Origin of the sequence: Pseudomonas sp. B22(2017), from assembly GCF_002113105.1 — a bacterium.
GTDB classification, from domain to species: Bacteria; Pseudomonadota; Gammaproteobacteria; order Pseudomonadales; family Pseudomonadaceae; genus Aquipseudomonas; species Aquipseudomonas asiatica.
Window position 1 is genome coordinate 538,794 of the sequence record NZ_NEJN01000001.1, and the last position, 25,292, is coordinate 564,085.

A 25,292-nucleotide genomic window follows, 5' to 3' on the forward strand; every position below is an offset into this window, starting at 1 on the left:
GAGACGGCTGGCGGGGGACTATCCGGATTGTGCAGAGTATTATCCGCCTTCACGCACTTTCGACGCTTGTTCAGCGGGTTGGGAAAATGGCAATGCATTGATCAATTCGCGCCTTTTGTACACTTCTTTAGCTTTTACCAGCTTTCGATCAACCCAATGCTTGATAGCTAAAATCTCTTTGCGTGTCTCGTGAGCTGCTTGGGCTTCCAAAGGGACCCTCTCAGTTGCAAAATACTTTTCAGCCAACTCGAAACGATTCGCTATGCCTTGCAGAGTAGCCGTAGCACTCTCTAGTCGCTGTACATCGCCCAACTTCCAGGATTGATTTCTTTCTGCATGTTTTATCCTGCCCTTCAGATTAGGGTCAATTTCAGACAATCCCTTCTTCACGCTAAGGGTTTTTAACGCTGGAGCTTTTTGACCAAATGTATAGGACGCAGCCGAACGAAGCCCCCATCGATTGGTGAACAGGCGGCTATTGTTCAGGAAGCTATTGGGTGGCAGGCCGGTGTGTCCACTTGGATCCACTTTATTCACAGGATCATTGGTACAGTAGCAGTACGAATTGGGACCTCCATCACCGAACGGGCTCAAGCTGTCTGGCGCATTGAATCGCATCAACTCCGAACTGTATGCACGATATCCATCCCCCAACAAATAGTGCCCGGTGAGCGTCTCTTTCCGTTGACCGGTGTATTGCAGCATTGACGCACCTTGACGGCTGTCCCACCCATACACTGTGTACTCCATCGAACTCGATGAATTTCGCCAATTCCAGCGGAGAACCGAACCTTGTAAATCCGTTGCGTAAAACGCTAGCTGGCTATCATCACGCTGCCCCAAAACCAGATCAGCAGCGCGCATCAACGCCGAGGCCCCGCCGTCCGGATTCTTGATCAGCGACAGGCCTTTGGAGGAGTAAAAATAGAGCTGTTTTTGCGACATCGACATGGTTGCCACCATTTACCCCGTGATGAAGCAAATAGTGGTTTGGAGCCATCGTGCATGCAACTGGCAGAAATATCAGGTAGACAAGCTAAACGTCTTCACGCGCGCCGCTTGAACGTCTGCGACGGCAACTCACCAAACTGCTGCCGATAGACCTCGGAAAAACGCCCCAGATGAAGGAAACCGTAATCCAGGGCCAGCTCCGTCACACTACGCACGCCACAGGTCGGGTCGCTCAGGCATGCATGCACCCGCTCCAGCTTACGCTGGCGCACGTAATGTTTGGGTGTAGTGCCCAGATGCTGGTCAAACAACGCATACAGCGAGCGCAAACTCATGCAGGCCTGCTTCGCCAGTACCTCAGCCGACAACTCCAGCTTCAGGTTGCGCTCAATGTACTCAAGAATGCGCTCAAGCCCCGCTTGCGGTGCGCTCAGGCATTCGCGACGGATATTGGTGCTCATCAGGGTCAGCAGCTTGCTGGCGACGATCTGGCTGTAGTGGCCCTGCACCCTGGGCAGCGAATCGCTCACCTCTGCTTCCTGGCAGACCATGCCCAGCAGGTTGACGAACCCGTCCAGCTCGTCCAGCCGGTAATGGTTGCGCAAGAACCGCACCCCGCCATCAGGGCGGTGCCAGCGCTGTTCGTCGCAGATCGAATCCAGTAGCCGGGTCGGTACCTTCAGGATGAACTTCTCGCAGTCTTCCGAGTAGGTCAGGTCAACCGGGTCGTCGGGGTTGATCAACAATAGTTCGCCCGGCACCAGGTGGTGCTCGCGCTTGTGCCCGCGCCACAAGCAGTTGCCATTGAGCAGCACCTGCAGGTGGTAGATGGTTTCCAGTGCCGGCGAGGTAACGCGCACGCTGCCGCCGTAGCTGATGCGGCAAAGGTCCAGCTCAGCGAACTTGCGGTGGCTGAGGCTGGCTTGCGGATGAGTGGTGCGAGACAAACCGATGCAATGCTGGCCTACGTGCTGGTTGACATAATCGGACACAGCATAAGGGTCGGCGTGATGAAACACGCTACTGCGCTCGCTCAGCAGGCGGCTTTCCATAGGCAAGGTTACCCGGATCGTTATTGTTCTGGTTGCCGCATCCTACGGCCCGGCGGGCTGTGGTTGCGGTCGTCACGGTCATTCTACCGAGCCGGTTGCGGGTCGCGGGGGCAGGCGACAACCGGTGGATGGGCACACTTAAGCAAAAAGGCGGGGGTTGGGCAATGCGACCTTGGGAATGGATGGGCGGATAGCGAACAGTAAGGACAGGTCAGTGTTCGTTTATCGAACGGCTCAGGCAACCCGGCAACGCTCACTTCACTGCACCGGCAGGAAGTTCATCAACAACAGGCTTTGCGCATAATTCAACCCAATCCTCCTATACCGCTCATCCAGCAACTCCGCCAGCAAATCCAGCCGTGCCACGATCTTGCCGAACTCCACGGCAAAACTCAGGTTGCTGCCCTCTTCCGAGATTTCGTTGGAGAACAACAGCAGCACACCATTGGCATCCTGCCGCTGGCTCAACATCCAGGTGGCCTTCTCGATATTGCGTGCCGCGTTGTTGACGAACAGCGGGTCGATGGTATCGGTCATGTAGAACTCCGTACGGCCGCCGTGCGCGGTAATCAGCATGCTGCCGATGGCGTAGATGAACGCACCGACCCGGTCACCGCGAAACTCGGGGCTCAGGGCGTAGCTCAAGGCTGCCAGGTCGCGACGGTTGCCTAGTTGTGGCAAGGGCTGGCGTTGCTCGATGGCGATACGGATCTGCCCCTCGGCAGTTGCAGCATCCACGTAGCCGGACAGCTTCCACTGATTGGGGTTGCGCAGGTACAGCTTGTTCATCAGCAGGTACAAGCTCTGCAGGTTATCGCGCATGGACAGCGTGGCCAGGCGATCGACGCTGGTCTGGAACAGCTCGCTGGGCTTGCCGTTGCCGAACTGGTCGAGCACGTCGCGGCCCTGCTGCTGGGTGCAGGCGCACAGGCATGTGAGGGCGCCTGCCATTAGCAGGCGGGGGAAGAATTTTGGCTTGCTTGCAACCATCGGCACCGGGTCGATATTCGGCGGCCGCACCGTGGATCAGTGTGGCCTGGCCATGCATAGAGCCCGGAAATTGGAAAAAGTGCGGTGATCGGGGGTTTTGCATACCTGTGCCGGCCGCTTCGCGGGTAAACCCGCGCCCACAGGATCACCACAAATCTTGAAAACTGCGCAGAACCTGTAGGAGCGGGTTTACCCGCGAAGAGGCCGGCGCAGGCATTACATGAATTACATGGCGTGACGCAACATCTCCACCACCTGCGCATGCAGCGCCGGGTCACCACAGGCCACCACGCACCCGCCATTCTGCGCGCTGCTGCCATCCCACGCCGTGATCACCCCGCCCGCCCCTTCGATGATCGGCATCAGCGCCTGCACGTCATATGGCTGCAGGCTCGCCTCGACAATCACGTCGACGAACCCGGAAGCCAGCATGCAATAGGCATAGCAATCGCCACCGTAACGCATCAGGCGCGCCTTGCCGGCAACGGCCTCGAACGCGGCCTTCCGCGCGGCGGTATCGAACATGTCCGGCGTGGTGCACATCAACGTGGCGGAGGCCAGGTCGGCACAGGCGCGGGTCTTTAACGGCGCACCGCTGCGCCAGGCGCCTTCCGGCGTTCCGACAAAGCGTTCGCCGGTGAACGGCTGGTTCATCACCCCGACCACCGGGCGGGTGCCGTCGTTCAGGGCAATCAGCGTGCCCCACAGCGGCAGGCCGGTGATGAAGGCGCGGGTGCCGTCGATCGGGTCGAGCACCCAGGTCAGCGGGCTGCTGCCGACTGCCACGCCGGCTTCTTCACCGAGGATGCCGTGGTCGGGATAGCGGGCCTGGATCAGCTCGCGCATGGCGTCCTCGGCTGCCTTGTCGGCCACGGTCACCGGGTCGTACAGGCGCCCACCCTTGTCCTCGACGTCCAGGCTGGCGCGAAAGTATGGCTTGATCGCCACGGCAGCGGCATCGGCCAGCTGCTCGGCAAAGGCGCGGAATTCGCCGATCTGTTCAGCACTCAGGGACATGGGGCGGGCCTCGTGAAAATGATGGGGCCCGCATCATACCCGACACGCCGTTCCGCGCCAGCCTCCGCCAGGCTGCTCATGCGCCCTGCGCGGTCTAGACTGAACAAGACCAGATCACCGGGGGGCTGCCACACGTGGAGGTGTGAGATGAGCCAGTTCAAGCGTCTGTTCGTCATGCTCGGCCCGCAGATGCGCCACACGCCGGCGCTGCAACGCGCTGCGGCGCTGGCGGAATCCAGCGGTGCCTTGCTGGATATCAACGTGTTCGTCGACGATGTCGACACCTTCGGTTTGATGAGCGATAGCCGCGAGCGGGAACGGCTGCTCAGTGACAACCGCCAATGGCTGGCGGACGAAGCCGAGCAACTGGCCAACGCCGGCCTGGATGTATCTACCGAACTGCTGCTGACCCGCGACCCGCTGAACAGTGTGCTGGAACGGGTCGAGCGACTGGGTTGCGACCTGCTGATCAAGGATGTGCAGCACGAACCGGTGCTCAAGCGCCTGCTGGTAACGCCACTGGACTGGCAGTTGCTGAAGGACAGCCCGGTCGCCGTGCACCTGGTCAGCGATATCCGCCTTCCCCTGCCCCGGCAGATTGCCGCCGCGGTGGACCTGAACAGCCATGGCGCAGGCGAGCATCTGGATGAGCAGGTGATCCGCTGCGCCCATGCCCTGGCCCTGCAGTGCAATGCCGAGTTGCACCTGCTGCATGTGTGCGACGCGGCCAAGACACACATTGCCGACTTCGGCGCTGGCACGGTGACCATGCCCGGCTTCGATGTCAGCGTGCGCACCGCGCAGCGGGCGGCGTTCAACCGGCTGGGCGACCACCACCAGATCCCGCTGGAGCGCAGGCACTTTCTGGAAGGGGCTGCGATCAAGGCGATTGCCCAGTTCGTCGGCCACAGCCGGGCGGATGTGATCGTGATGGGCAGCCACCGGCATGATGCCATGCAGACGTTCCTGGGCGGGACGACAGCGCATGTGCTGGAGCATCCGCTGTGCAATGTGCTGGCGATCAAGGCGGTTCGGTGAGTACTGGTATACCTGCACCGGCTTCTTCGCGGGTGAACCCGCTCTCATTGAACAACACATGACTCATTGGTTCGGCGAGGTTCTGTAGGAGCAGCCTTCTGCTGCGAAGAGGCCGGGGCTGACAAAGCCTGTCTATTGGCTGTACCGGCCTCTTCGCAGCACAAGGCTGCTCCTACAAAGGACGCGTCAGACGAGCGATATTGGTTCTCTGCGCGAAAGCGCAGCCCAAAGGGTTGGGCAATCTCCCACAGGAATTCCACTGACCTCAGGCTTGGTGAAACCCCTGTGGGAGCGGGTTTACCCGCGAAGAAGCCAACACGGATTCTACCCTTGGCATCTGGTACACCAGTGCCACATAAAAAGAATGCATTTGATAATGATTCGTAGTAGTTTCTCGGCGCTTGCCCACCCTACCCTCAGCGCCCTACTCCAGGATCGTACCGTCGATGCGTCGCACGTTCGTTTCGCTTTGTGTGCTTCATGCTGTCTCTCCGCTGGCCTTTGCCGAGCCTGAACCGCTCAGCGAACCCACCCAGATCGAACTCCAGGCCCTGAACATCACCAGCAGCGCCGACAGCGAACGTGCCGAAGGCCCGGTCGAGGGTTACAAGGCTACCCGCTCGGCCAGCGCCACTCGCACCGACACTGCCCTGCACGAAACCCCGCAATCGGTCAGCGTGGTGCCCAAGGATGTACTGGAAGACACCGGCGCCACGCGTCTGCAGGACGGCCTGGACTACGCTGGCGGCGTCGGCCGCGCCAACAACTTCGGCGGCCAGGGCCTGACCACTTTCACCGTGCGTGGCTTCACCACCGGTGAGTTCTACCGCAACGGTTTCCCGATCAACCGCGGCTACCCTAGCGCCCCCGACGCCAACACCGTCGAACGCCTGGAAGTGATCCGTGGCCCGGCCAGCAGCTTGTACGGCCGTGGCGACCCTGGCGGCACTTTCAACGTGGTCAGCAAGCAGCCGCTGCCAGAGTCGAAAGTCACCCTGGGCAGCCAGTTCGATGACCAGGGCATGCACCGCGCTACCCTGGACGCTACCGGGCCGCTGAATCAGGACGGCTCGCTGGCCTACCGCCTGAACCTGCTGGGTGAAGGCGGCGAAAGCTTCCGTGACGATGTGGAAAGCGAGCGCTATGACGTGGCGCCAGTGCTCAGCTGGCAGGTCAACGACAGCACGAAGATCGTCTTCGAGGGCGACTTCATGCGCAACAACCACCCGCTGGACCGTGGCCTGACCCGCCTGCCCGGCCAGCTCGGCACAGCTTCGCGCGACACCAACATCTGGGAAAAAGGCAGCGACAACCTGCTGCACAACGACAACAACATGGCCCAGTTGCGTTTCGAGCACCTGCTCAACGACAACTGGACGCTGGGCGGTGGCATGCAGTGGCTCGACGGCTCGCTCAAGGGCAATGCCGTGGAAGCCAACGCATTGCAGGCTGACGGTCGCACGCTGGGGCGCAACTTCAACTACCGCAAACTCGAGTGGACCGACCGCGACTACCAGCTCAACCTCACCGGCCACTTCGACACCGGCGGCTACGCTCATACACTGCTGACGGGCATCGAGTACGAAGACTACGACTACAACTCGATCATCCAGCGCTCGGCCAGCGGTGCCGATAAGTACCCGATTGACATCTTCGACCCGGTACTGGGCCAGCCACGCCCTGCCCTGACCCGCACCACCACCCATGACAAGGAAAACCTGAAGACCTGGGCGGCATTCATCCAGGACCAGGTGGCCCTGACCGAGCGACTGAAGGCGCTGGCGGGTGTGCGCTTCGAGCGCTTCGAGCACGATTACGACGACAAGCTGCCGACCAACCGCGACTTCAGCAAGGGCGAAAACGGCGTCACCCCACGCTTCGGCCTGATCTACGACCTGACCGATACGGTTGCGGTCTATGCCAACACCGCGCGCTCGTTCAAGCCCAACACCGGCACGCCAAACGGAGGCGGAGGCTTCGACCCGGAGAAAGGCAAGTCCTACGAACTGGGTGTGAAATGGGAGGCACTCGACCGCCAGCTGAGCATCGACGCGGCGATCTATCACATCGTCAAAGAGAACGTCCTGGCGCGCGACCCGAACGACTCAACCGGTACCTACAGTATTGCGGCCGGCGAAGTGCGCAGCCGTGGCCTGGACATCAACATCGCCGGCAACCTGACGCCAGAGTGGCGCGTGATCGGTGGCTATGCCTACGTGGACGCCGAAGTCACCCAGGATACGACCCTGCCCAAGGGCACGCGCCTGGCCAACATCCCGCGCAACAGTTTCAGCCTGCTGAACACCTACGAGTTCCAGGATGGCTTGGCCAAGGGGCTGGGGTTGGGGGTTGGGGTGAAGTACGTGGATGATCGCGCCGGCCAGACGGCAGCCACGACCTACACCATGGAGCGCTACAGCGTGGTGGACCTGCTGAGCTTCTACAAGGTCAACGAACACGTGCGGTTGAACCTGGATGTGAAGAACGTGTTCAACAAGGGCTATGACGAGGGCGCGTTCAACAACTACGTCTACCCGGGTGCGCCAAGGACAGTGCAAGCTGGGGTTTCGTATACCTTCTGACAGTTAATGGGGCTGCTTTGCAGCCCATCGCCGGCAAGCCAGCTCCCACCTCGACCGCATCGTCCCAGCCATACGCAGTCCCTTTAGGGGCCAGCGCAGATCCAAAGAACTGCGCGGTCCCTGTGGGAGCTGGCTTGCCGGCGATGGGCCGCAAAGCGGCCCCCGGTCTCAGAACCCTTTGCTATAGAACAGCGAGTACGACTCGATGCCGTCGTTAGGCTGCTTGAGCCCCGCGTTGGAGTAGTGCATCGCGCGGATCCCCACCTTCTGCTCCCCCGGCAGTTTCAGGCCGAAGCCGATGCGGTCTTCGAAGTTGACCGACGAGCCCAGGCGCTGGTCGCCCACGTCGGTCTTGGAAAACGCCGCCAGGCCAATGCCGGCTTCGATGTACGGGGTATAGGTGAAACCGCTGAACTCGTAGGTGAACACCGGGCTGAACGACAGCGAGTGCGCGCCACTGGCCTCACCGCCTTCCCAATAGGTGTAGGCCGCATCCCAGTACCCGGTCAGATGACCGGTGCTGCTTTCCAGCCATTTCTTGTCCCAGTCAAACGACAGGCCAATACGGTAGGTCATGTCACCTTGGCCAGTGGCGCCAACGGCACCGCTCACCTGCGCTGCCTGGGCCAGATTCGCCCCGGCAAAGGCCAGCACTGCAGCAGCCAGCGAAGCTGCTAGACGGGTTTTCATCAATGACTTCTCCTGATGGTCTATACGGCAAGCGGGGGCTTGAGCCCCTCGATCTTATGCGGTGACCGGATGCATCCACACCGGTCACAGGAAGTAATACTTTTCTGATTATCGTCCAGATAAACAGAAAGTTGAAAGTGAATTGCCACCATTGGCTAATACCCTGCGCCAGCATCTGCCATGCCGAGCAGCAGCACTCAGTCGTATTCCGCTTCTTCGTGCTCGCCCAACAGGCGCCTTTGCCTGGGTGTGGCCTCCTCCAGTACCTGCGGGTTGAAACGCCAGTTCAGGTATGGCGAAAACTTCTGCGCGACCATGCGCCGGCCATAGTGCACTTGCAGCATGTCGCGCTGGCTTGATTGGGTGCAGTTGGCCCCGCCGCTATGCCAGACATCGCTGCGAAACACCAGCGCGTCCCCGGCCTTGCACAGCACCGGCTGGGCCTTTCGGCCCTGCCAGTGTTGCTCGCCAGCCTGCGGTGGCCGCGCCGCGCGGTGGCTGCCGGGCACAATCCAGGTCGGCCCGATGTGATGGTCGATATCGCTGAGGTACAGCTGCGCAGTCAGGATTTGCGGGGGCTGGGTGAAGTCGCCGCGCTCGCTGAGCCAGTCGGGCAACTGCATGGGCAGATGGTCCAGGTGCAGGGCCATGCCGGGGTAGCCCGGGTGGCTGCGCCAGGCAGTCTGGCCGATCACATGGCAGTCGGCGCCCAGTGCCGCTTCGGCCAGGGCAATCAGCGGCGGCAGGTCGAGAAAGGGTAACCACAGCGGGTTGCGGTTGAATACGCACTTGTAGTGTTCCAGCAGACCCTGGTAATCCCAGTGGATGGGCTGCAGGTCATCGATGGCGCAGCGCAGCAAGGCGATACGCAAGGGTTCGAGCACACCGGGGAGCAAAACATAGCCCCGCTCGTCCAACATCTCCAGCTGAAGATCCAGGCTCATGGCGATGTGCTCCTTTTCAGGCAGGAGCACATCCGTACTCCTGCCCGTTTTTCCATCAACGCCAGTTCAGGTTCACGGTCGCGGGGGTCTTGCCATTCACGGTCACCAATTGCTGCACCGTCTCACCCTGGGCGTTGCCAGTCACTTTGTATTTGCCGGGAGGCAACTGCACGTACAGCAGCGGCCCGGCATCCGTAAGACTGAGCACGGGCTGGCCCTGTGCATTCTGGATGTCGACGGTAGCACCGCTCTGGAACTTGCCTTCCGGGCCGGTGGAGAGTTCTACGTGCAGGTCATAGCCCGGGGTCTTGCGCAGGGCGTTGGCTTCATCCTGGCCGATGCCGCCTTGCAGGTAGCGGACGCCGTTCTGCTCCTGCTGTTGCAGTTGCACGGCCTGCATGTCGATAGGGGCATTGAGGTCGGCGGCGGCCGCCAGGGTCCATGGCAGTGCCAGGGCGATCAGCAGCGCCGCGCCGAGGGCATAGTGATGGTTACGCATGGTACGACCCTCCTTTCGAGGATGGCTTACCTATTATCTGATCCTTCGGGCGTAACGGCGTTCGTGCTGATGCGTGGTCGTGTGGATGAAATTCGCTTCATCGGGGTAAATATTGCGCAGGAACATCATGTTGCACGGCCTTCCTCAAGCAGTTTCACGAACATGCTCAAACTGCGCGAAAAGGTGCCACGTCGCCATACCAGCCAGGTTTTCAGGTAGCGGAAATCCTCCGACATCGGCCAGGCACTGACGGTGCTGCAACCGGGCATGTTGTCGAGCATGCTGCGCGGCATCATGGCCAGGCCGGCGCCGGCGCTGACGCAGGCCAGCATGCCGTGGTACGACTCCATTTCGTGGATCTTGCCCGGTACCGCCTGGTCCTGCACGAACCAGTTCTCGAAGTGATGCCGGTATGAACAGTTGGCGCGGAAGGCGTAGATGCTTTCGCCGTTGACGTCCTGGGCGCGGGTTACCGGGGCGTGGTTGAGCGGCGCGATGACCATCATTTCTTCCTCGAACACCGGCATGCCCTCCAGCGTCGGATGCAGCACCGGGCCGTCGACGAACGCCGCTACCAGGCGCCCCGACAGCACGCCTTCGAGCATGGTCCCGGAAGGCCCCGTGGACAGGTCCAGGTCGACCTTGGGGTAACGCTGGTTATAGGCCGCCAGCAAGGCCGGAATGCGCACCGCCGCCGTGCTTTCCAGCGACCCCAGGGCGAAAGTGCCCTGCGGGTCCTCACCGGCCACTGTCAGCCGCGCCTCGTGCACCAGGTCAAGGATGCGCCGGGTGTACTCGAGGAAGTTCCAGCCTGCGGGGGAAAGACGCAGGCGGCTCTTTTCACGTATGAAAAGCTCCACGCCCAGGTCCTCCTCCAGTTGCTTGATACGCGTGGTCAGGTTCGACGGCACCCGGTGGATATGCTGCGCAGCGGCACTGATGCTGCCCTGCTCTGCCACGGCCTTGAAGATCTCGAGTTGCACCAGGTCCACAGCCATTCTCCAAACGTGAATGTTTCGCTCATTATTATTCAGTTTTCATTAAAGCCATAGCCCGCTAGTCTGGCGTCACGGATCAATTACAACGAGAGTGTCCCGCCATGAGTGCGATCAGCAGCCTGACCCACGCCATCTCCCTCGACCCGTACAGCGGCGAGCAGATCGGCGCCTACCCGTTCGACACCGACGCCGCACTGGAAGCGGCGCTGCAACGCGCCAAGGTTGGCTACCGCCAGTGGCGCCAGGTGTCGCTGGGTCAGCGCAGCGAGTACCTGCTCGCCCTGGCCAGTACCCTCGAAACCAAGGCCGAAGCCTTCGCGCAAATGATCAGCCGCGAAATCGGCAAGCCTGTCGCCCAGGCCCGCGGTGAGGTCAGCAAGTGCGTTGGCCTGTGCCGCTGGTACGCCGAACACGGCCCGGCCATGCTCGCCCCCGAGCCGACCCAGGTCGAGAAAGCCCGCATCGAATACCGCCCGCTGGGCCCGATCCTGGCGGTGATGCCTTGGAACTTCCCGGTCTGGCAGGTACTGCGTGGCGCCGTGCCGGCAATCCTGGCCGGCAATACCTACGTACTCAAGCACGCGCCGAACGTGATGGGCAGCGCCTACCTGCTGGGCGAGCTGTTCAAGGATGCCGGCCTGCCGGAAGGCGTGTTCGAAGTGCTGAACGTGACCCCGGACGGCGTCACCCGCGCCATCAACGACCCGCGCATCGCCGCTGTGACCCTGACCGGCAGCGTGCGTGCCGGCATGGCGATTGGTGCGCAAGCCGGCGCTGCGCTGAAGAAGTGCGTGCTGGAGCTGGGCGGTTCCGACCCGTTCATCGTGCTGGCCGACGCGGACCTGGATGCCGCCGTCAAGGCTGCCGTGATCGGCCGTTATCAGAACACCGGCCAGGTCTGCGCTGCGGCCAAGCGCCTGATCGTCGAGGAAAGCATCGTTGACGAATTCACCCGCAAGTTCGTCGAGGCTACTCGCGAGCTGAAGGTCGGCAACCCGCTGGAAGAAAGTACCTACATCGGCCCGATGGCCCGTTACGACCTGCGCGACGAGCTGGATGGCCAGGTCCAGGCGACCATCGCCGAAGGCGCCACCCTGCTGCTGGGCGGCCACAAGGTCGATGGCGTGGCCAACTTCTACGCGCCGACCGTGTTCGCCAACGTCACCCCGCAGATGACTGCGTTCAAGCAGGAGCTGTTCGGGCCGGTGGCGGCGATCATCAGCGCACGTGATGCGGAGCATGCGGTGGAGCTGGCCAACGACAGCGAATTCGGCCTGGCCTCGACCATCTACACCGCCGACTACGCGCTGGCCGAACGCATGACCGCGGCGCTGGATACCGGCGGCGTGTTCATCAACGGCTATTGCGCTTCCGACCCCCGCGTAGCGTTTGGCGGGGTGAAGAAGAGCGGCTTCGGGCGTGAACTGTCGCACTTTGGTGTACGTGAGTTCACCAATGCCCAGACTGTGTGGCTGGACCGTAACTGATCCAGCGTAACAGGGGCCGCTTTGCGGCCCATCGCGACACAAGGCCGCTCCTACAGACGATCACGGTGCGATCCTGTGGGGTCGGCCTGTATCGCGGTCCCTTGTAGGAGCGGCCTTGTGTCGCGATGGGCTGCAAAGCAGCCCCAACAATCTCAATCCCGAACCTGGTCCTTGACCCAGTCCAGCATCCCCCCCGGCACGATCAGTTCATGCCGCGCCCGCGAACAGGCGGTATACAATCCCGCCAGCATCCGCGCCCGTTCATTGCGGTTCCCCGCTACCTGCGGCGCTACCATCAGCTCCGGCGACACCATCACCCGGGCGAATTCCATGTTCTTCACATCGCGCACCCGCCCCAGGAACAGCTTGGGCGCCTTGTCCCAACGGTAACGGCTCTTGGCCCTGGCAAAGTGCTCTGGCGTGTAGCCCTTGCGCAGCATGTTGGCCACGGCGACGAACGCCTTGTCATCACCCTTGTCCTGCTCCAGCGCCTGCCAGCTGGCATAGCGGAACAGCATCGGGTGACGCGGCCGGGTGCCATGGCGATACAACTCGATGCAGTCTTCGACGAACAGCTCGAAGTCCTTGCGCGCGCTTTTCAGCAGCACGAACGGCACGCCTTGGTGGGTCAGGCGCTGGAACCAGCCAAACAGGCCCCATTCATCGTCGACGATCAGCGCCGTTGGCTGTTCCGGCACCGTTACCGCATCGAAGAAGCTGACCCGGGTGTAATGCTCGGCGCTGCCGCTGAAGGCTGCCTGGATCGCCGCCGGGTGGGCATTGATCAGCGGGTTGAGCACGTTGTCCATCGCCGGCCCGGCCCGCAGCGAGTGGTCGATGTAACGCTGGCGGATAAAGCCGCCATGGTGCGCGCTGAGGCCGTTGAGGTTCTGCAGCTCGTCACCCAGGGCAATGATCGACTGCGGGCTGCGGTCGAGCACGGCAAGCATCGGTGCCGACAGCTCGTGGGCCTCGTCGACGATGACATGGGTGTAGCGGCTATCGATCACATGACCGGTCAGCGACAGCAGTTTGACCCGGTGGTAGTCGCGCACCGGCAACTGGATTTCCCGTGCCGACGGGCGAATCAGCTCCTGCCAGTACAGCCGTGCCTTTTCCAGCAAGACTTCCTGGTCCAGTGGCGTGGTCCCCGGCCCGGCCCAGGGCAGGTGGTGCAACTGCAGCTGGGTGTCGGCGCTGTGGCAAAACGTGCGTACCGCGCGGATGCACAAGGCAACCACATCGCGCGCGGCGAGCGGGCCGATGTCGGGGATGGCCAGCCAACGTACCACCTGCGCATCCTGCGGGCGCCACGAAAGCTTGGTGCGATACGGGTCGCGCAGGCGCCAGCCATTGCTGGTGAGGTCGCGGTTGAGCAGCTCGTCGGCCAGCTGGCCGAAGGTCAGCGCGGTGTAGGCGGCGGCGTCCTTGACCCGCGCCTGCAGGGCGCGCAGCTGGCCTTCGGTCAAGGCCAGCAACAGCGTGCGCTGGGGCTCGAGCAGGCGGGCGAACTGGTGAATCAGGAAGGTCTTGCCGGTGCCGGCAAAGCCCTGCACCGCCACCGACTCATCGATACCACTGAGGAATTCGCGCAGCAGGCGGTTCTGTTGGTCGCTGAGCATCAGGTCGCTGGCCAGGGAAGGCAGGTACACCGGGTGCAGCGGGGTTGCCCGCTGGCGGTAGCTGTCGGCGAACTGGAAATTCCACTGGCCCTCGGCGTCCAGCAACTCCTCGGCCTGGTACTCCACCTCGGTCGACAGCAGTGCGATCCCGTTTTCGCCCAGCATGCCCAGGCCCATGGCGAAGGCTTCGCGATCGAAGTGCTGCGCCACCTGGCCCTGGAAGCGCCCCGGTGCGGCGCTTTCGACCTCGTTGGCAATGCGCACGATTTCGGCAAAGCGGCGTTCCTGCGCATCCGCCGAGGCGGCGGCGGGCTGGCGCGGCAGGTTCTGCACGAACAGCACGGCGGCGGCGGCGAGCACGCTGGCGGTGGTGAAGAAGTCGGTGGTGGGCTCGCTGGCGAGGCGGTCGGCCTGGTCGCTGGGCAAAGGCAGGTAGAACATCGGCACCTCGGGTGAAATCAGGGCGGCACGATAGCAATTTTTGCTGTGGAATGCTGGGTTGTGTATTGCCTGGCCCGGCCTCTTCGCGGGTGAACCCGCTCCCACAGGGACCTCACAATGCCTGGCACTGAGGTAATCCTGTAAGAGCAGCTATACCACCAAGCTACACCACCAGATTCAGCCCCTGCCCCGCTTCAAGGTCTCGCTGGGAAACTCCTTGAACAACTGCCGGTAACTCTCTGAAAACCTTCCCAAATGCCAGAACGACCAACGCATCGCCACCTCGGCCACGGTCACTTCACCGCCATGCAGCAGATCGCGCCGCGCACCGTTCAACCGGCGCAGGCGCAACCAGTGCGCCGGCGGCATCCCGGTAAACGCCTTGAAGGCTTGCTGCAACTGACGCAAGGAAACCCCGGCAACATCCGCCAGCTCCACCAGATTCAGCGTTTCCTCCGGGCAGTCGGCCGCCCACTCGCTCACCCGCCGCATGATCGCCCGTTCCTCGTCACGCCGGCCCAACGCCACGCCCTGCAGGCGCTGGCAGGCGTTGTCGAGGATGAACAGGCAGTCCTCGAGCAATTGCTCCGCCAGGGCCTGCCCCTGCAGAGGGCAATCCGCCTGGCCCAGGCGGGTCAGTGTCGCACTCAGCCAACTGCCGAACAGCGCATTCTGCCCGCTGCCCAGCGGCACCATGAACAACCCTTCCAGGCGCTGCGGGTCAAGCCCATGGCGGGCCAGGAAGGCCTGGTCGAACACGACCGCCACTTCCTGGTAGTTCTCTGGCGTGATCCAGATGTTCCGGCTCTGTTCGTTCAGCAGGTACAAGCTGTTCTCGCTGCGGTCGAAGCAGAACGCCAGCGAACCGCTCGGCGCGCGGAAAAACTGCTCCACCCGGGTGTTCAGCCGCTCCTCGTACACCTCCACCCCGTCCAGCCCCAGGCAACGCAGCTCACCGCTGAAATGCCCGGGCGACATCTGCCGGTACTGCTGCTGCCAGCCAGGGGTGGCACGTACTTGTTCGGTTACGTCGGTGGTGTGGTAAGCCTGGACTTGCAGGGCATTGGCGGTTGTCACGCTCGGTCCTAGTCGCACTCTTTTGGTGCATTCATTGCCGGAGAAAGTGGATAGATCAGCCTTGCGGGCTGCGACCAAGATAGTCTCCAGCGCGTCACCTGGGAAGCGGGACGCCTTCGAAACCCTGGAACGGTTTACGCTGGCACGCTTGCTCCCACACCAAAACCCAACCAAGAGGTCTGTATGAACGCCCCCTTCGATCAGCTGTCCGCCTGGCTGAAAGAACACCGTATCACCGAAGTCGAATGCGTGATCAGCGACCTGACCGGCATCGCCCGCGGCAAGATCGCACCCACCGCCAAGTTTCTCCACGAGCGTGGCATGCGCCTGCCCGAGAGCGTGCTGCTGCAGACGGTCACCGGCGACTATGTCGACGATGACATCTACTACAACCTGCTCGATGCCGCCGACATCGACATGGTCTGCCGCCCAGACCCGAGTGCCGTGTACCAGATCCCGTGGGCGATCGAGCCGACCGCGATCGTTATCCACGACACCTTCGACAAGCAAGGCAACCCCATCGAACTGTCGCCGCGCAACGTGCTGAAGAAAGTGCTCAAGCTTTATGCAGACAAAGGCTGGCAGCCAATCGTGGCACCGGAGATGGAGTTCTACCTGACCCAGCGCTGCGAAGACCCGGACTTGCCGCTGCAAGTGCCGCTGGGGCGTTCCGGCCGTGCCGAAAGCGGCCGCCAGTCGTTCTCGATCGATGCCGCCAACGAGTTCGATCCGCTGTTCGAAGACGTCTACGACTGGTGCGAGATCCAGGGCCTGGACCTGGACACGCTTATCCATGAAGACGGCCCGGCGCAGATGGAGATCAACTTCCGCCACGGCGACGCCCTGGACCTGGCCGACCAGATCACCGTGTTCAAGCGCACCATGCGTGAAGCCGCGCTCAAGCACAACGTGGCCGCCACCTTCATGGCCAAGCCGATCACCGACGAGCCCGGCAGCGCCATGCACCTGCACCAGAGCGTGGTCGACATCGCCACCGGCAAGCCGATCTTCGCCAATGAAGACGGCAGCATGAGCCAGCTGTTCCTGTACCACATCGGCGGTTTGCAGAAGTACATCCCCAAGCTGCTGCCGATGTTCGCGCCCAACGTCAACTCGTTCCGCCGCTTCCTGCCGGACACCTCGGCACCAGTGAACGTCGAGTGGGGTGAGGAAAACCGTACCGCCGGGCTGCGCGTACCCACCTCAAGCCCCGAGGCAATGCGCGTGGAAAACCGCCTGCCGGGCGCCGACGCCAACCCGTACCTGGCAATCGCCGCCAGCCTTCTGTGCGGCTACCTGGGCATGGTCGAGCGCATCGAGCCCAGCGCACCTGTGCAGGGCCGTGCCTACGAGCGGCGCAACCTGCGCCTGCCGATCACCATCGAGGACGCGCTGCAGCACATGGAAGACTGCGAGACCGTGCAGCAATACCTGGGCAAGCAATTCGTCCAGGGTTACGTGGCGGTCAAGCGTGCCGAGCACGAGAACTACAAGCGCGTGATCAGCTCCTGGGAGCGTGAATTCCTGATGCTGAGCGTGTAATCACCTTCCAGGGCATGCACTGGACCTGCAGGAGCAGCCTTGTGCTGCGAAGGGGCCAGTGCCGCCACAGCTGATCTTTTGCCCTACCGGCCTGTTCGCAGCACAAGGCTGCTCCTACAAGGTGATGAGTCACCTGTGGGAGCGGCCGCCATAAACCGAACGCCAAGAACAATACCAACGAGGTGTCCCCATGCGTCATCTGCAAGCCCTGATCCCCGCCGCATTCACCCTGCTGTTCGCCACCACTACCCAGGCCACTCCCTCGGTCAGCGTGTACAACTGGACCGACTACATCGGTGACACCACCGTGGCCGACTTCCAGGCCAGCAGCGGGATCAAGGTGGTTTATGACGTGTTCGACTCCAACGAAACACTGGAAGGCAAGCTGCTGGCCGGGCGCACCGGCTATGACGTAGTGGTGCCATCCAACCACTTCCTCGCACGCCAGGCACAGGCGGGTGCCTTCCTGCCGCTGGACCGCAGCAAGCTGCCGAACTGGCAGCACCTGGACCCCAAGCTGCTCAAGCAACTTGAACAGAACGACCCGGGCAACCAGTACGCCGTACCCTACCTGTGGGGTACCAACGGCATCGGCTACAACATCGACAAGGTCAAGGCGGCCCTGGGCGTCGACCATATCGATTCATGGGCGGTGCTGTTCGAGCCCGAGAACCTGAAAAAGCTCAAGCAATGCGGCGTGGCGTTCATGGACTCGCCCGATGAACTGTTCCCGGCCGTGCTCAACTACCTGGGCATGGACCCGCGCAGCGAGAAACCGGCCGACTACGCCAAGGCGGAAGCCCGCCTGCTCGAACTGCGCCCCTACATCACCTACTTCCACTCCTCCAAGTACGTTTCCGACCTGGCCAATGGCAATGTCTGCGTGGCCTTCGGCTACTCCGGCGACGTGTTCCAGGCCGCCAACCGCGCCGTGGAAGCGAAGAACGGGGTAAAGATCGCCTACAGCATTCCCAAGGAAGGCAGCAACTTGTGGTTCGACCTGCTGGCCATCCCCAAGGACGCCAACAACCCCGAACAAGCCCTGGCGTTCATCAACTACCTGCTCGACCCCAAGGTGATCGCCAAGGTCAGCGCCACGGTCGGATATGCCAATGCAAACCCCGATGCCCAGGCCTACATGGACGCATCGCTGGTAAACAACCCTGAGATCTACCCACCCCAGGACGTGCTGGACAAGCTGTACATCTCCAGCACGCCGAGCCCGAAAATCATGCGTGTCATGACTCGCTCCTGGAGCAAGATCAAGTCCAACCGCTGAGCCGAGAACGCCCATGTCTTTCACTACCCAACACACCGCTTCGTACTATGCCGCCACGGCACGCGATGCGGCGCCCTACCCCAGCCTGGACGGCGAGCTGAGCGCCGATGTGTGCGTGGTCGGCGGCGGGCTGACCGGGGTCAATACCGCCCTGGAACTGGCCGAGCGCGGCCTCTCGGTGGTGCTGCTGGAGGGCCGACGCATCGGCTGGGGTGCCAGCGGCCGCAATGGCGGCCAGCTGATTCGCGGCATCGGCCATGACGTCAGCGGCTTTGCCCGGCATGTCGGCCAGGACGGTGTGCACTACCTGAAACAGGCCGGCATCGATTCGGTAGCGCTGGTGGCCAGCCGTATCGCCCGGTACGGCATTGCCTGCGACCTGCGCTGGGGCTTCTGCGAACTGGCCAACACCCCTGCGCAGTTCGCCGCCTTCAAGGACGAACAGGACGATCTCGACGCACTCGGCTATCGCCCTGAAACCCGCCTGGTCAGTGCCGACCGGCTGCATGAAATCGTTGCCAGCGACCAATACGCCGGCGGCCTGGTAGACATGGGCTCGGGCCACCTGCACCCGCTTGACCTGGTTCAGGGCGAAGCCCGCGCCGCCCACGGCCTGGGCGTACGCATCTTCGAGCAGAGCCCGGTGCTGCGCATCGAGCACGGCCCCCGCGTGACACTGCACACAGCCCGTGGCAAGGTGCGGGCAAGCAGCCTGGTGCTGGGCTGCAACGCCCACCTCGATGAACTGGAACCACGCCTGAGCGGCAAGGTGCTGCCGGCCGGCAGCTACGTGGTGGCCACCGAGCCATTGCCCGAAGCGCTGGCCAACAGCCTGATCCCGCAGAACATGGCGCTGTGCGACCAGAAAGTCGGCCTGGACTACTACCGCCTCACGGCAGACCGGCGCCTGCTGTTCGGCGGCGCCTGCCACTATTCCGGCCGCGACCCCAAGGACATCGGCGCCTACATGCGGCCCAAGGTGCTGAAGGTGTTTCCGCAACTGGCCAACGTGCGTATCGAATACCAGTGGGGAGGCATGATCGGCATCACCGCCAACCGCTTCCCCCAAGTCGGGCGCCTCAGCCAGCACCCCAATGTTTACTACGCCCAGGGCTATTCCGGGCATGGGCTGAACGTGACGCACTGGACGGCGAAACTGCTGGCCGAAAGCATCGCCCTCGGCCACAGCCAGGGGCTGGACGTGTTCAGCGCCGTGCCGCACCTGACCTTCCCCGGTGGCAAGGCACTACGCTCACCGCTGCTGGCGCTGGGGATGTTGTGGTATCGACTGCGGGAGGTGCTGGGTTGACGTGGCAGCAGGCTTGCCTGCGAATCGGAAGTTAAAGGAAATTTTTCAAAAAATTCCGTAATTCACTGTTTTTAAAGGGCTTTCAAAAAAACAAGACAAAGGACTCAAAGAAGAACCTGTAACCCTTTGGTTTTAATGATATTAAGCAGCTTCAAAGCCGGTCCCGATGGACGCGTCTCGCCCTGCTCCCATTTGCGCACTGTCGATGCGCTCGTGTGCAAATGCATCGCAAAGACCGGCTGGCTGAAGTTGAGTGCCTCGCGCAAACGGTGTATGTCCAGTGCGCTGAAATCTCGCACCGGTGCAGGGCATAGCGCTTCGTAATCCCGAAGCGTGACCTTGCCGATCGCTCCGGCCTCGTGCAGGGCGACAAGGTCCTCGCGTAACGATTCAATCAGTTTGCTGCTCACAACATACCTCCACCCGCCTGCAACGCCCGGCAGAGCAAACCCAGAAAGACTTTGCCCGCGAATCGCAGCACTTCTGCTCCTTAACGGGCATAGTTTTCCAAGGGCGGCAGAAACTGAAAAGCCAGCGAAGTCCCAAGACACTGTAGGAATTTGCGCGCTTGGGAAAGTGACCGTAGCCACTTCCCACTACAGATTGAACCAGCCCACTGGCCAACTGCCCCGCACCTGCTAGCGTTGTTCTGGCCGACCTATCATGGATGCATCTTCATCATGAAATCATTGCCCCGCATTACCCTGTTGTGCGCCGCACTGCTTACCATGGCCGCCTGCTCCAGCAATCGCGTGGACCCAAAGGACTACTCCGGCTTCCTCAAGGATTACAGCCGTCTGCAGGAAACCAAGAGCCCGTCGGGTGACCCGGTGATGCGCTGGATCGACCCCAAGGTCAACGTCAACCAGTACAGCCAGGTGTTCATCGAGCCCAGCCAGTTCTACCCCAAGCCGCAGCCGACGCCGGTCATCTCGGCGCAGACGCTGCAGGAAATCACCCGCTACTTCAACGAAGCGCTGCGCCGTGAAATGGGCAGCGTGGTACCACTGGCCAAGGGCCCTGGCCCGGGCGTGATCGTGGTGCGCCCGGCCATCACTGCGGTGTCCACCAGCAACGAGGGTCTCAAGCCTTATGAGGTCATCCCTATCGCGCTGATTTCAGCCGGTGTGAACACCGCCATGGGCGGCCGTGACCAAGAGGTGGATGTCGGCGTGGAAGCTGCGTTCCTCGATGGTGCCAGTCAGAAAGTGCTGGCCCAGGTCGTGCGCAAGGGCACGGGGCAGGAGCTGGAGAACAAGACCACGCAACTGACCCTGAATGACGTCAAGCCGGTGCTGGATGGCTGGGCCAAGGACATGCGTGCGAGCTTCCTGGAAGCGAAGCAGAAAGCCCGCTGATACCGACCGGACACGGAACCTGTGGGAGCGGCCTTGTGTCGCGAAAGGGCCGCAGAGCGGCCCCGGGATCTCAGCTCAAGCGTATGAATGGGGCTGCTTCGCAGCCCTTTCGCGACACAAGGCCGCTCCCACAAGACCGCGCTGACCGTTGCGGTGACTCAGCACTCGACGAAGGCAACGGCAAGGCCTCCACGCGAGGTCTCCTTGTAGTTGGCATGCATGTCCGCCCCGGTATCACGCATGGTGCGGATCACCCGGTCGAGCGAGATGAAGTGCTCGCCATCCCCTCGCAACGCCATCTGCACGGCGTTGATCGCCTTCACCGCAGCAATCGCGTTGCGCTCGATACACGGCACCTGCACCAGGCCGCCGACAGGGTCGCAGGTCAGCCCAAGGTTATGCTCCAGGGCAATCTCGGCGGCATTTTCCAGCTGCGGCGGCGTAGCGCCCAGCACCTGGGCAAGGCCGGCAGCGGCCATCGAACAGGCCGAACCTACCTCGCCCTGGCAACCAACCTCAGCCCCGGAAATCGACGCATTCTTCTTGCACAGGATGCCGACCGCCGCTGCCGCCAGCAGGAAGTCCACCACGTCCGCGTCGCACGCCCCCGGGTTGAACTTCATGTAGTAATGCAGCACCGCCGGGATGATGCCGGCAGCACCATTGGTAGGTGCTGTGACCATGCGCCCGCCGGCGGCATTCTCTTCATTCACCGCAAGGGCGAACAGGTTGACCCATTCCATGGCGCTGAGGGTGGAGCCGATCACGTTGGGCTTGCCCAGCTCCTGCAGGCTGCGATGCAGCCGCGCCGCACGGCGCTTGACGTGCAACCCGCCCGGCAGGATGCCTTCATTGCGCAGGCCATTGTCGACGCATTCACGCATGGCACCCCAGATCCGCAGCAGGCCCTCGCGTACCTCGGCCTCCGAGCGCCAGGCGCATTCGTTGGCCATCATCAGCTGCGCCACACTCAAGCCATGGCCCTTGCACAAAGCCAGCAATTGCGCAGCGCTGTCGAACTCGTACGGCAGCACCACCGCGTTCGCTTCGACCGCTGGCGCATCGATCTCGGCTTGCTCGACGATAAAGCCTCCGCCCACCGAATAGTAGGTCTGGCGCAACAGGCTGCCCTGCCCGTCCATGGCTTCCAGGCTCATGGCATTGGGGTGATACGGCAGGTTCTCGTCAAGCAGCAGCATGTCGCGGCTGTACTCGAACGCCAGCGGGTGGCTGCCATCGAGCATCAGGCAGTGCTCCTGCATCACCTGGCCAATGCGCGACTCAATGGTGGCCGGATCGATGCGGTCCGGCCACTGGCCCATCAGGCCGAGCAGGCAGGCGCGATCGGTGGCATGGCCAACCCCGGTGGCCGACAGCGACCCGTACAACCGCACCTCGACACGGCTTGCCCGGGCCAGCAGCCCCTGTTCGCGCAGGGCCTGGGCAAAGGTAGCCGCCGCCCGCATCGGACCGACGGTGTGGGAACTGGACGGCCCGATGCCGATTTTGAAAAGGTCGAAAACACTGATAGCCATGCTAATGCCTGACCGTGCCCGGGTATGAAGCCGCAGCGCGGTTATCTGGAGAAATTGAGCGATATTGCGATTTTGCGCGATACTGCCGCGCTGGCTCACGGATGACCAACGAAACTTCCTAAGCAAGGCTTTAGTGGTACTAAACGATGCGACGACAACTCAATGGCCAGACGTTCGTCTGGCTACACGTGTTCGCCTGTGCGGCCCGGCACTTGTCCTTCACCCGCTGTGCCGAAGAGCTGCACATTACCCCGGGCGCTGTCAGCCAACAGATGCGCCAGCTGGAGGAACGCCTGGGCTACCAGCTGTTCCTGCGTCGGGCACGTGGTGTGGAACTGAGCGCCGAAGGGCAACGCCTGGCACAGACGGTGACCGAAGCCTACGGCAGCATCGAAGCCGAACTGCTGCGCCTGGACGCGGGTGAGATCCGCGGCACCTTGCGCCTGCGCTCGATCCCGTCGTTCCTGGCCAAATGGCTCACGCCTCGTCTTCCGCGTTTTCAACAACGCTACCCGGACATCGAGCTGCGTCTGGTGGCCGAAGACAGTGCCCAGGCGTTGACCCCGGGCGATTTCGACCTGGCCATCGACCTGAACGATGGCAGCTACCCCGGCATGCTCTCGACACCACTGCTGGACGAGCAGATCTTCCCCGTGTGCTCCCCCACCTTGCTGCGCGGGCGCCCGCCGCTGCACGGGCCGGCGGACCTAGTGCACTACCCGCTGCTGCACGACATAACGGCCTGGCGCGGCAGTTCGGAATATGCCGAATGGGAGTTCTACCTGGAGGGCATCGGCGCCGCCGGCCTGGATGTGCGGCGCGGGCATACCTTCAACCGCAACCACCTGACCATCGAGGCGGCGATTGCCGGCATTGGCGTGGCGATCGCCCGACGCACGCTGCTCAACGACGAACTGGAGCGCGGCGCACTGATCGTGCCGTTCGGGGTGCCTATCGCCAATCACAAGCGCTATGTAGTGCATTACCCACCGGGCGGGCTTAACCAGCCGGGGGCGCGGGCGGTGCATGACTGGCTGGTGGAGGAAGCGCGGGGGTTCAGGGAATTGCACCCGCTGAACAAGGACTAGGCCAACCAATTGCGGCTGCACGAAATCGCTCCCACAGAACAGTACATGAATCATTGATTCGGCAGGTCCTGTAGGAGCAGCCTTGTGCTGCGAAGAGGCCGGTACAGGCAACAGATATGTAGTGTCAGTACGGGCCTATTCGCAGCACAAGGCTGCTCCTACAAAGGACGCGCCAAGCGAGCGATATTTGTTCTCCGGCGACAGCGCAGCCACACCTGGGGAGGTCTCAATAAGCCTGCTTGCCGGTAAAGGCGCTAAGTGTGCGCACCAGAATCACGAAATCCAGCCACAGCGACCAGTTGTTGATGTACTCGATGTCCGAGTCCACCCGCTGGATCATCTGTTCGATATCCCTGGTTTCGCCCCTGAACCCACGCACCTGCGCCAGGCCGGTCATGCCAGGCTTGATATTGTGGCGAGCGAAGTAGTCGACGATGTCCTGCGAATACAGCGTGTCATGCTGCAACGCATGCGGCCGCGGCCCTACCAGCGACATCTCCCCGGTCAGCACATTGAACAACTGCGGCAGTTCATCGAGGCTGGTGCGGCGGATAAAGGCGCCGACCCGGGTCAGCCGTGGGTCATCCCTCTGCGCCTGCTTCACCACGCCATCTTCCGGCTGGTGGACATGCATGCTCCTGAACTTCCAGATACGGAACGCTTCCCCGGTCCAGCCGGTGCGCTCCTGACGGAAGAACACCGGGCCGCGGCTATCGAGCTTGATGGCCAGCGCAACGGCCAGCAACACCGGCGATGCCAGCAGCAGGATCAGCGCCGCCAACACCCTGTCCTCGAGGTTCTTCAAGAACAGGCTCATGCCCGTCAGCGGTGTTTCCGACAAGGTCAGCACAGGTATGCCGGCAATTTCCCGCACGCTGTGATTGATCAGGCGCAACGAGAAGATATCCGGTACCCAGTTCACCGCAATGCACTTGTCGAGCAACTTGAGATACACATCGTTGATGACCTCGGAACCGCCCAGCGGGGTCACCAGGTACACCGTGCGAATGCCATGGCGGGCCACGATATCGTCGAGGTCGCCAATAAGCCCGAGCACCGGCATGCGCTGCTTTCCTTCGGCACTTTCGCGCCCCGACTCATCGGCATTGTCGATCAGCACGCAACCCAGCACGCGTTCGCCGAACCAGGGGTTGTTGCTGATTTTCTGATACAGGAAGTTGGCCAAGTCACCGGCGCCAATGATCAGGGCGTTGTCCAGGCGTGCATGGGCGCTAAAGCGCTTTTGCAATTCGCGCACGGCAAAGTGCAGGAACAACTGGGCGATGTAGCCAATGATGAACAACTGCACGACCAGCAGTCGCGAATAGGTTTCGCTCTGTTTGGCCAGGAAGGCCATGACCACCAGGAAGCAAAAGGTTGCCGACCAGGCCTTGAACAGCCGGAAAGCCTTGATGGAAAGCCCGACGTTGGTACGGTAGATCGCATAGTGATCGTAGATGACTGCCAGTGCGCCAACCAGCAACAGCAGCATGATCACGTAATCGGAAGTGATGTAGCCGAACTGGTCGTAGATCAGGTACCAGGCAATACCGATGACTGCAATTCCATCGAGGCCGGCCTGAATGGCGTTACTTACGCTGCTTCTTCTCTGCAGTAAGGAACGACTGCTTCTCGGCTCTAAGACCATTTCAGACCTCATCAATTTGCGCGCAGCAAATGCCTTCCACCAACAAGCAAGCCTTGACAACGGCTCATGCAAAGCCCGTGGAGCAAAATCCTGCAGCCGCAAGCCATTGATCAAACTGTAGCAGCCATCCGCCATCAGCGTGCCC

The 25,292-nt window shown here is 62.1% G+C and carries 21 protein-coding genes; 8 read left to right on the forward strand and 13 right to left on the reverse strand.

From position 1 onward, the window contains the following. Positions 1-39: 39 nt before the first annotated feature. The 4 genes from CAG18_RS02765 to hisN all read right to left on the reverse strand — a co-directional run bounded on the left by CAG18_RS02765 (position 40) and on the right by hisN (position 4,010). Positions 40-951, reverse strand: coding sequence for an RHS repeat-associated core domain-containing protein (locus CAG18_RS02765; protein ID WP_236222134.1), 912 nt, complete (start codon positions 949-951; stop codon positions 40-42). Positions 952-1,046: 95 nt separating this feature from the next. Beyond that, a complete protein-coding gene (benR, locus tag CAG18_RS02770; protein WP_085720237.1) occupies positions 1,047-2,003 on the reverse strand; it encodes a benABC operon transcriptional activator BenR in 957 nt (318 codons plus the stop codon). A 258-nt stretch (positions 2,004-2,261) separates the two neighbouring features. Beyond that, positions 2,262-2,993, reverse strand: a complete 732-nt coding sequence (locus tag CAG18_RS02775) for a hypothetical protein (RefSeq protein WP_043936158.1) — start codon at positions 2,991-2,993, stop codon at positions 2,262-2,264. A 225-nt stretch (positions 2,994-3,218) separates the two neighbouring features. Then, the gene (hisN, locus tag CAG18_RS02780) at positions 3,219-4,010 is read right to left on the reverse strand and encodes a histidinol-phosphatase (protein WP_061551251.1); all 792 of its coding nucleotides are present in this window, start codon (positions 4,008-4,010) and stop codon (positions 3,219-3,221) included. 147 nt (positions 4,011-4,157) lie between these two features. Between hisN and CAG18_RS02785 the strand changes: the two genes are divergently transcribed. Then, complete coding sequence (locus CAG18_RS02785; RefSeq protein WP_015270389.1) at positions 4,158-5,048, forward strand: universal stress protein; 891 nt, start codon at positions 4,158-4,160, stop codon at positions 5,046-5,048. 446 nt (positions 5,049-5,494) lie between these two features. Then, entirely contained in the window at positions 5,495-7,630 is a 2,136-nt protein-coding gene (locus CAG18_RS02790; RefSeq protein ID WP_085720239.1) for a TonB-dependent siderophore receptor, read from the forward strand. A gap of 168 nt (positions 7,631-7,798) precedes the next feature. Here CAG18_RS02790 and CAG18_RS02795 read toward each other — a convergent pair whose 3' ends face one another. The 4 genes from CAG18_RS02795 to CAG18_RS02810 form a co-directional block, all read right to left on the reverse strand. After that, positions 7,799-8,320, reverse strand: a complete 522-nt coding sequence (locus CAG18_RS02795; protein WP_015270391.1) for an acyloxyacyl hydrolase — start codon at positions 8,318-8,320, stop codon at positions 7,799-7,801. A gap of 197 nt (positions 8,321-8,517) precedes the next feature. Next, positions 8,518-9,264: a phytanoyl-CoA dioxygenase family protein gene (locus tag CAG18_RS02800; protein ID WP_085720422.1), complete on the reverse strand. Its 747-nt coding sequence runs from the start codon at positions 9,262-9,264 to the stop codon at positions 8,518-8,520. A 55-nt stretch (positions 9,265-9,319) separates the two neighbouring features. Continuing rightward, positions 9,320-9,763 carry a hypothetical protein gene (locus CAG18_RS02805; protein ID WP_085720241.1) on the reverse strand — a complete coding sequence of 148 codons (444 nt, stop codon included), beginning with the start codon at positions 9,761-9,763 and terminating at the stop codon, positions 9,320-9,322. Positions 9,764-9,888: 125 nt separating this feature from the next. Further along, complete coding sequence (locus CAG18_RS02810; protein WP_085720423.1) at positions 9,889-10,755, reverse strand: LysR family transcriptional regulator; 867 nt, start codon at positions 10,753-10,755, stop codon at positions 9,889-9,891. 107 nt (positions 10,756-10,862) lie between these two features. Here CAG18_RS02810 and CAG18_RS02815 point away from each other — a divergent pair, with 107 nt between their 5' ends. Next, a complete protein-coding gene (locus tag CAG18_RS02815) occupies positions 10,863-12,248 on the forward strand; it encodes an aldehyde dehydrogenase family protein (protein ID WP_015270394.1) in 1,386 nt (461 codons plus the stop codon). Between the two features lie 152 nt (positions 12,249-12,400). On the opposite strand, the gene CAG18_RS02820 is transcribed toward CAG18_RS02815, so the two are convergent. Then, positions 12,401-14,311 carry an AAA family ATPase gene (locus CAG18_RS02820; protein ID WP_085720243.1) on the reverse strand — a complete coding sequence of 637 codons (1,911 nt, stop codon included), beginning with the start codon at positions 14,309-14,311 and terminating at the stop codon, positions 12,401-12,403. Between the two features lie 177 nt (positions 14,312-14,488). Continuing rightward, a complete protein-coding gene (locus CAG18_RS02825; RefSeq protein WP_015270396.1) occupies positions 14,489-15,388 on the reverse strand; it encodes a helix-turn-helix domain-containing protein in 900 nt (299 codons plus the stop codon). A gap of 183 nt (positions 15,389-15,571) precedes the next feature. Between CAG18_RS02825 and CAG18_RS02830 the strand changes: the two genes are divergently transcribed. The 3 genes from CAG18_RS02830 (at position 15,572) to CAG18_RS02840 (ending at position 19,518) form a co-directional block, all read left to right on the forward strand. Continuing rightward, positions 15,572-16,930 carry a glutamine synthetase family protein gene (locus CAG18_RS02830; protein WP_013972693.1) on the forward strand — a complete coding sequence of 453 codons (1,359 nt, stop codon included), beginning with the start codon at positions 15,572-15,574 and terminating at the stop codon, positions 16,928-16,930. Positions 16,931-17,120: 190 nt separating this feature from the next. Then, positions 17,121-18,209 (forward strand): polyamine ABC transporter substrate-binding protein, encoded by a 1,089-nt coding sequence (locus CAG18_RS02835; protein WP_085720245.1) that lies wholly within the window; start codon positions 17,121-17,123, stop codon positions 18,207-18,209. Positions 18,210-18,222: 13 nt separating this feature from the next. After that, positions 18,223-19,518 carry an FAD-binding oxidoreductase gene (locus tag CAG18_RS02840; protein ID WP_085720246.1) on the forward strand — a complete coding sequence of 432 codons (1,296 nt, stop codon included), beginning with the start codon at positions 18,223-18,225 and terminating at the stop codon, positions 19,516-19,518. Positions 19,519-19,622: 104 nt separating this feature from the next. Here the strand turns inward: CAG18_RS02840 and CAG18_RS02845 are convergent, their stop codons facing one another. Continuing rightward, the gene (locus tag CAG18_RS02845; RefSeq protein WP_085720248.1) at positions 19,623-19,928 is read right to left on the reverse strand and encodes a DNA-binding transcriptional regulator; all 306 of its coding nucleotides are present in this window, start codon (positions 19,926-19,928) and stop codon (positions 19,623-19,625) included. Between the two features lie 270 nt (positions 19,929-20,198). Between CAG18_RS02845 and CAG18_RS02850 the strand changes: the two genes are divergently transcribed. Beyond that, complete coding sequence (locus CAG18_RS02850; protein ID WP_085720250.1) at positions 20,199-20,876, forward strand: DUF3313 domain-containing protein; 678 nt, start codon at positions 20,199-20,201, stop codon at positions 20,874-20,876. 158 nt (positions 20,877-21,034) lie between these two features. On the opposite strand, the gene CAG18_RS02855 is transcribed toward CAG18_RS02850, so the two are convergent. After that, a complete protein-coding gene (locus CAG18_RS02855; protein ID WP_015270401.1) occupies positions 21,035-22,411 on the reverse strand; it encodes an L-serine ammonia-lyase in 1,377 nt (458 codons plus the stop codon). Positions 22,412-22,557: 146 nt separating this feature from the next. On the opposite strand from CAG18_RS02855, the gene CAG18_RS02860 reads away from it, so the two are divergent. Beyond that, positions 22,558-23,499 carry a LysR substrate-binding domain-containing protein gene (locus tag CAG18_RS02860; RefSeq protein WP_013972698.1) on the forward strand — a complete coding sequence of 314 codons (942 nt, stop codon included), beginning with the start codon at positions 22,558-22,560 and terminating at the stop codon, positions 23,497-23,499. A 226-nt stretch (positions 23,500-23,725) separates the two neighbouring features. Here CAG18_RS02860 and CAG18_RS02865 read toward each other — a convergent pair whose 3' ends face one another. Next, positions 23,726-25,147 carry an undecaprenyl-phosphate glucose phosphotransferase gene (locus CAG18_RS02865; RefSeq protein WP_085720252.1) on the reverse strand — a complete coding sequence of 474 codons (1,422 nt, stop codon included), beginning with the start codon at positions 25,145-25,147 and terminating at the stop codon, positions 23,726-23,728. Positions 25,148-25,292 lie beyond the last annotated feature (145 nt).